Genomic DNA, 6,016 nt, shown 5'->3' with positions numbered 1-6,016 from the left:
CGCGGGGCCTTTCCTGGATTTCAAAGGCTGCGTCGCGGTCGAAGCGGCCGCGAGCAGGATATCAGGCGGCTTCGGTCTGCTCGCCATCCTCGTCCTGGGCGGCTGCGGCCGCTGCCGCCTCCGCTGCGGCCTTGCGGCTGGCGGACTTGGCCAGGTTCTGCTCGATCTGGCGGATGGCCTCGGTGTCCGAGCACTTGTTGACGGCGGCGATCTCGCGAGACATCCGGTCGAGGGCGGCCTCGTAGAGCTGACGCTCGGAGTAGGACTGCTCGGGCTGGCTGTCGGACCGGAACAGGTCGCGGACCACCTCGGCAATGGCGATCAGGTCGCCGGAATTGATCTTCGCCTCGTATTCCTGGGCGCGGCGGCTCCACATGGTGCGCTTGACGCGCGGGCGCCCGCGCACGGTCTCGAGCGCCTTCTTGACGAAGGCCGCATCCGCCAGCTTGCGCATGCCCACGGTTGCAATCTTGGCAACCGGAACACGCAGCGTCATCTTGTCCTGTTCGAAATTGATCACCAGAAGTTCAAGCGCATATCCCGCGACGTTCTGCTCCTCGATTGCGGTGATCTGTCCGACGCCGTGTGCCGGGTAGACAATGTATTCACCGGTCTTGAAACCCTGTCTCTGCGCGGTCTTCTTCATCGTTGTTGCCATACGCCTATGCTACTCCTGCGCAGTTGCGGCCAGAAGCCGAATGGTGACGCCGTGCCGGCGTCGACCTGTCTACGGAGAAACGCACGTCCGCCAGCCCGTGGCTCACCACAAGCTGCCGGAGTCCGCTATTCGATGATCAGCCGACCGAACTCTAGCCTCGGATCAGTTCCAGGAGGGATGTCGCCTCCCTTCGCGGGAGGCGAAGGGTTCGCAACCATAAAAAAACCTCCGCTGGGAGGGGAGACCGATGGTTCGATTACTGAGGAAAAGACTATATCACAAAACTTGTGGATTTCAAAATATTGCAGTGCAGTTGCGCATGACGCAACGTCACCGCGGCCGGGAGGTCGCGATGCGCGCGGGCACTGGGGGCCAGCGGACCGGCCAGCTCATGGGTCTCAGTCGCCGCTGCCCGGTTCGGCGGAGAAGTGCTCTTCGTACTTGTTCTGCTTGCCGTCGAACTCCTCGGCCTCCGGCAACTGGTCCTTCTTGACCGTGATGTTCGGCCATTTGGACGCGTATTCTGTATTGACCTCAAGCCATTTCTCGAGGCCTGGCTCGGTATCGGGCTTGATCGCGTCGGCGGGGCATTCGGGCTCGCAGACGCCGCAATCGATGCATTCGTCGGGATGAATGACGAGCATGTTCTCGCCTTCATAGAAGCAGTCGACCGGACAGACTTCGACGCAATCCGTGTACTTGCACTTGATGCAGTTGTCCGTGACGATATAGGTCATCGCAGTCCTCTCGCGGCAGTCATTTCACCGCCGGAAGCCGGCAGGCGAACGGTGCCCAACACAGTTCTGGCCTGGAGATCGGTCCGTTGCGCGGCGTGGAAGGCGGGCGCTGCGGTCTGGCATCCGGGCGGGTCGTTGAAACTGCGTAACGGGTTTGCCGGCACGCTTCAAGTTCGGAATATGTTGTCAATCATAGTGCCCGGAGAACAATTTTCTCCTGCGCCGGGAGGGCGTGAGCACGCTCCCGTGCGATGCGCGGCGGCAAAATGCCGTGTCGTTTCCTACTCGTCGCCGCGCAGCCGGTCGAGTTCGCGCCGTTGCCGCTTGGTCGGACGGCCGCTGCCGGGCTCGCGCCGGGCGGGGGCCGGCAGGTCGGCGCCAATCGTCGCACCTGTCCTTCCGGCAGGCGCCGCGACGTCTTGCGGGTCCGGTTGGGCGGAAGGATCCGGGCGGGGCTGCAGGTCCTCGTAGAGTTGCTGGGCTTCCGGTGCCGGCCCGCGCCTGACGCCCGGCGCGCGCACCTTGAGCAGCCGAACGCGGTCGGCGACGACGATGGTCAACACGTCTCCGGCCCGCACCAGCTTGGCCGGCGCCGTCGTCTTGTCGCGATTGACGCGCACATGCCCGCCGCCGACCAGTTTCTGCGCCAGGCTGCGCGACTTGACGATGCGGGCGAACCACAACCACTTGTCGAGACGCTGGGGTGGCCCGTGCGCCGCGCCGGGCAGCGCATCCGCCTTCGTGCCGGGATCCTCGTCGCTCAACGTCCTCGCACCTCCGCGCTCCGGAGTTGCCGGCTCCGACGAAGGCGGAGCGCGGCCGTCAGGTCTTGGGTTTCTTTTCGCCGGGCTTCTTCTCGAGATCGGCCTTCAGTGCGGCCAGCTTGGCAAAGGGCGAATCCGGGTCGATCGCGCGTTCCGGCTTCGGTCCGCGTCCCCGGTTCCCGTCCGGCCTGTTGCCCTCCGGCCTTGGTCGCTCGCCGCGATTGCCGGGTCCTTTCGCCGCGCGCGGCGCACCGCGCTGGTCACCGACCCGCCCCTGGTCCGGCCGGCCATGCTGACGGTTGCCGCCCTTGCCATGACCGCGCCCCTTGCCCGCACCCCGGGGCTGGCTCTCGCCATCCCGCTCGGCATCGCCGCCGCGCCGCGTCCGCTGGCCGGCGGCCTGGGGGCGACGGTCGCGGCGCCCCGGGCGCCAGATTTCGATGGTGACGGTCTCCATGACCACGTCGGATGCGGCCGCGGATGCATCGTCGGGCGCGGACGCGGCCTCGTCGAGCGGTCCTCCGGCCGCTTCCGCCTCACTGGAGGCGGTGCCCGTTTCCTGGGAACTTTCCGCAGATGCGACCGGGATGCCGTTCTCGCCTGCGGGGTCCGCCTCTGCGACGGTTTCCTCCTGCGGCGTTGCCGCGATATCGGCTGCTACAGTGGCGACGGGGGCTTCGCCGACCGGGGCCAGGTCAATCGCGGGCTCATCGCCGGCAGTGCCAGTCGCGTTCGCCTCCGCGCCCTCAAGGCTGGCGGCGTCCGCATCCGGCTCCCGGGCGGCAGGTGCATCGACCAGCGGTTCGGCCGCAACGGGCGGGGCCGTTTCCTGCGCCGGGCTGTCGTCAGGGCTTGCCGCCGCGGCCACGACCGGCGCCGGGCGCTGGATCTCGCGAGCCTCGACCCGGTATCCGAGCGATTTCAGCACGGCGGAGAAATCTTCGCCGGCACAGCCGAGCAGCGACGTCATCGCCACGGTGACGGTAAATCCGCCGCCTTCGGCGATCGCCCCTTCAGGCGGCTCGACGCTGGCGTCGAGCGGCTTCCAGGAAAGCAGTGGCCGGATCAGGTCGGCAAGCCGCTCGAGAATGTCGATACGCACCGCGCGCGGTCCGCAGACGCGGAAGCCGACGACCTTGTAGAGGTCCTTCGAGATCTCCGGATCGACGGTGATCGAGGTCCGTCCCGAAGCCGAGAGCTGCGGCAGTTCGGCAAGGCCCGGCATGTCCGGGTTTCCATGTTTCAGCGCCCAGAGTTGCGCCAGCAACCGGCTCGGGGCCGGCTTCAGCAGGGCAGGCACGAAGATGTGGTAGGCGCCGAAGCGTACGCCGAGGCGGCGCAATCCCGCCCGCATGGTCTGGTCGAGCTGACGCACGTCCTCGCCGATCTCGGAGCGTTCGAGAATGCCGAGCGCCTCGACGAGGCGGAAGGCAACGCCACGGGCGAGCCCCTCGAGCCCTTCGCCGGTCTCCAGGTCGCGAAGCGGCTTCAGCGCCGTGTCGACATGGGTCTTCAGCCAAAGGGTCAGGCGCTGGTCGACCTTGTCCCGGTCGGCCGGCTCCAGCGTTTCCTCGCAAAGCAGGACGAGGCCCGGGGTCAGCACGCTTTCGCCGGGAATCACCCGGGCGACGATTTCGCCATGCCAGCGCAAGGCACCGTCGGAGGCGAGCGCGAAGTCCTCGTTGGGACTGCGCGACAGCCTGTCGGCGCGCTGGGTCAGCTCGCTCGCCAGTGCCTTTTGCGCGGCTGCGCGCAAGGCCTTGACGTCCGGTCCGTCCGCGGCCGGGTCCGGCGCAAAGCGGAAGCCCTGCAACTGGCCGACATGCTGTCCTTCGACAAGCACGTCTCCTGCCGATGTGATTTCCGCTTCAAGCATCGCATTCTCTCTCAGCCGTCGCATCAATACGCTGGTCCGTCGGTCGACGAAGCGCTGTGTCAGCCTCTCGTGCAAGGCATCCGACAAACGGTCTTCTACGCCGCGCGTCACGCCTTGCCAATGGGCGGGATCCGCAAGCCAGTCGCCGCGGTTGGCAACAAAGGTCCAGGTACGGATGTGCGCCATCCGGTTGGACAGGGTGTCGATGTCGCCGTCGACACGGTCGGCATAGGCCACCTGGCGGGCGAACCAGTCGTCGGGAACGACGCCGTCGCGGGTCAGGTGGCCGTAGATTCCGGCGATCAGGTCGGCGTGGTTGGCCGGCGCGATCTTGCGATAGTCGGGCACCTGGCACACGTCCCAGAGCAGGCGCACCCGCTCCGGCGCATCGGTCACGCGGCGGATCGCCTCGTCCCGCACCGCATGGTCGAAGGCGGTTTCGTCGGCCGAGGGCGGGGAGCGGGTCAGCCCCTGCTCGCGCGGCGGCTCGTCGAGCGAGCTGCGCAGCGTCTCGATCTGCGAGAAATCGAGCGCCCGGTTGCGCCATTGCAGGACCTTCAGCGCCTCGAAGCGGTGCGCCTCCAGCGCCTCGACCAGTTCGTCGTCGAACGGATCGACGCGACCGGTGACGCCGAAGGTGCCGTCGCGCGTGTGCCGGCCGGCGCGGCCGCCGATCTGGCCCATCTCGGCCGGTGTCAGCATCCGGTACTGGTAACCGTCGAACTTGCGGATGCCGGCAAAGGCAATGTGGTCGACGTCGAGGTTGAGCCCCATGCCGATCGCGTCGGTGGCGATCAGATGCTCGACGTCGCCGTTCTGGAAGAGTTCCACCTGGGCATTGCGGGTGCGCGGGCTGAGCGAGCCGAGCACCACCGCCGCTCCGCCGTGCTGGCGGCGAATCAGCTCGGCGATCGCATAGACCTCGGAGGAGGAAAAGGCGACGACGGCGGAGCGCGCCGGCAGGCGGGTGATCTTCTTCTGCCCCGAATAGGTCAGCATCGACATGCGCGGACGCGTCACAACGTTGAGACCGGGCAGCAGACGCTCCAGCAGCGGACGGGCCGTTGCCGAACCGAGCAGCAGCGTTTCCAGCGTGCCGCGCATGTTGAGGATACGGTCCGTGAAAACGTGGCCGCGCTCCAGGTCGCCGGCAAGCTGGACCTCGTCGATGGCGACGAAGTCGGTCCGCAGGTCCAGCGGCATCGCCTCCACCGTCGACACCCAGTAGCGGGCGCCGGCGGGAATGATCTTCTCCTCGCCGGTGACCAGCGCCACCTTCTCCTCGCCGATGCGGGCGACGATGCGGCCATAGACCTCGCGCGCCAATAGGCGCAGCGGCAGGCCGATAATGCCGCTTTCGCGGGCGATCATGCGCTCGATGGCAAGATGCGTCTTGCCGGTGTTGGTCGGCCCCAGGACGGCCGTCACCGTCCGCGCACGCACGGATGGCGGCAACTGCGCAGGGAAGGCCTGCTCCGAAAGGGGCTGCGAACGTGAGGATTGGACCATTGTCTGGCGACGACGCTGTGCGGTTCCTGGCGACGGCGATACACGGTCCGGCGCGGGAGGATGCGGCGGATCGCTGGGCTGTGCCGGCGGGCCTTGGCGATGCCGGCGAACAATGCCTTGTCTGGTAGCACAGACAGCGCCGCGCTGTCGCGCCCTCTTTTGCGGCGCTTCGCAACCCTGGCGGGCAGCGCCGCCGCGCCCGCGTCCGCTGGCGAATCGGTCTCCCGGGGGCGGGCTTCCGGCTTCCGGGGCGTGGATTTCGGGGAGAACAGAACGAGTCCTGAACAAAGCCGGACCGAATCGATGACCTGTGTGGATTCAGGTTTCGTTCCCTACGACATGTTGTGTTCGGGCGGAAGGGCATGTCGAAATCGTGAATCGGCTCAATATCTTGGCTCGGCGGGGCGGCTGATTCTCCCGATCGCTCCGGCCGGGCCAGGTGTTGCGATAAAGTTAACCGGATGAATTGATT

5 protein-coding genes are annotated in these 6,016 nt (G+C 67.1%); 1 reads left to right on the top strand and 4 read right to left on the bottom strand.

What is annotated here, in order from left to right:
• Positions 1 to 61 precede the first annotated feature (61 nt).
• The 4 genes from RBB46_RS09605 to RBB46_RS09590 all read right to left on the bottom strand — a co-directional run bounded on the left by RBB46_RS09605 (position 62) and on the right by RBB46_RS09590 (position 5,478).
• On the bottom strand, positions 62 to 658 hold the full coding sequence (locus RBB46_RS09605; protein ID WP_306028749.1) for a CarD family transcriptional regulator: 597 nt from the start codon (positions 656 to 658) through the stop codon (positions 62 to 64).
• A 398-nt stretch (positions 659 to 1,056) separates the two neighbouring features.
• Positions 1,057 to 1,395 (bottom strand): ferredoxin FdxA, encoded by a 339-nt coding sequence (fdxA, locus tag RBB46_RS09600; RefSeq protein WP_306028748.1) that lies wholly within the window; start codon positions 1,393 to 1,395, stop codon positions 1,057 to 1,059.
• Between the two features lie 281 nt (positions 1,396 to 1,676).
• On the bottom strand, positions 1,677 to 2,123 hold the full coding sequence (locus RBB46_RS09595) for an RNA-binding S4 domain-containing protein (protein WP_306028760.1): 447 nt from the start codon (positions 2,121 to 2,123) through the stop codon (positions 1,677 to 1,679).
• A gap of 94 nt (positions 2,124 to 2,217) precedes the next feature.
• Positions 2,218 to 5,478 carry a helicase-related protein gene (locus RBB46_RS09590; RefSeq protein WP_306028747.1) on the bottom strand — a complete coding sequence of 1,087 codons (3,261 nt, stop codon included), beginning with the start codon at positions 5,476 to 5,478 and terminating at the stop codon, positions 2,218 to 2,220.
• A gap of 65 nt (positions 5,479 to 5,543) precedes the next feature.
• Between RBB46_RS09590 and RBB46_RS09585 the strand changes: the two genes are divergently transcribed.
• Positions 5,544 to 5,672 (top strand): hypothetical protein, encoded by a 129-nt coding sequence (locus tag RBB46_RS09585; RefSeq protein ID WP_306028746.1) that lies wholly within the window; start codon positions 5,544 to 5,546, stop codon positions 5,670 to 5,672.
• Positions 5,673 to 6,016 lie beyond the last annotated feature (344 nt).

It is taken from the genome of Stappia sp. MMSF_3263 (genome assembly GCF_030733745.1).
GTDB lineage: Bacteria > Pseudomonadota > Alphaproteobacteria > Rhizobiales > Stappiaceae > Stappia.
Note: the sequence above shows the minus strand (reverse complement) of the source record. Positions and strands in the feature narration are given on the sequence as shown.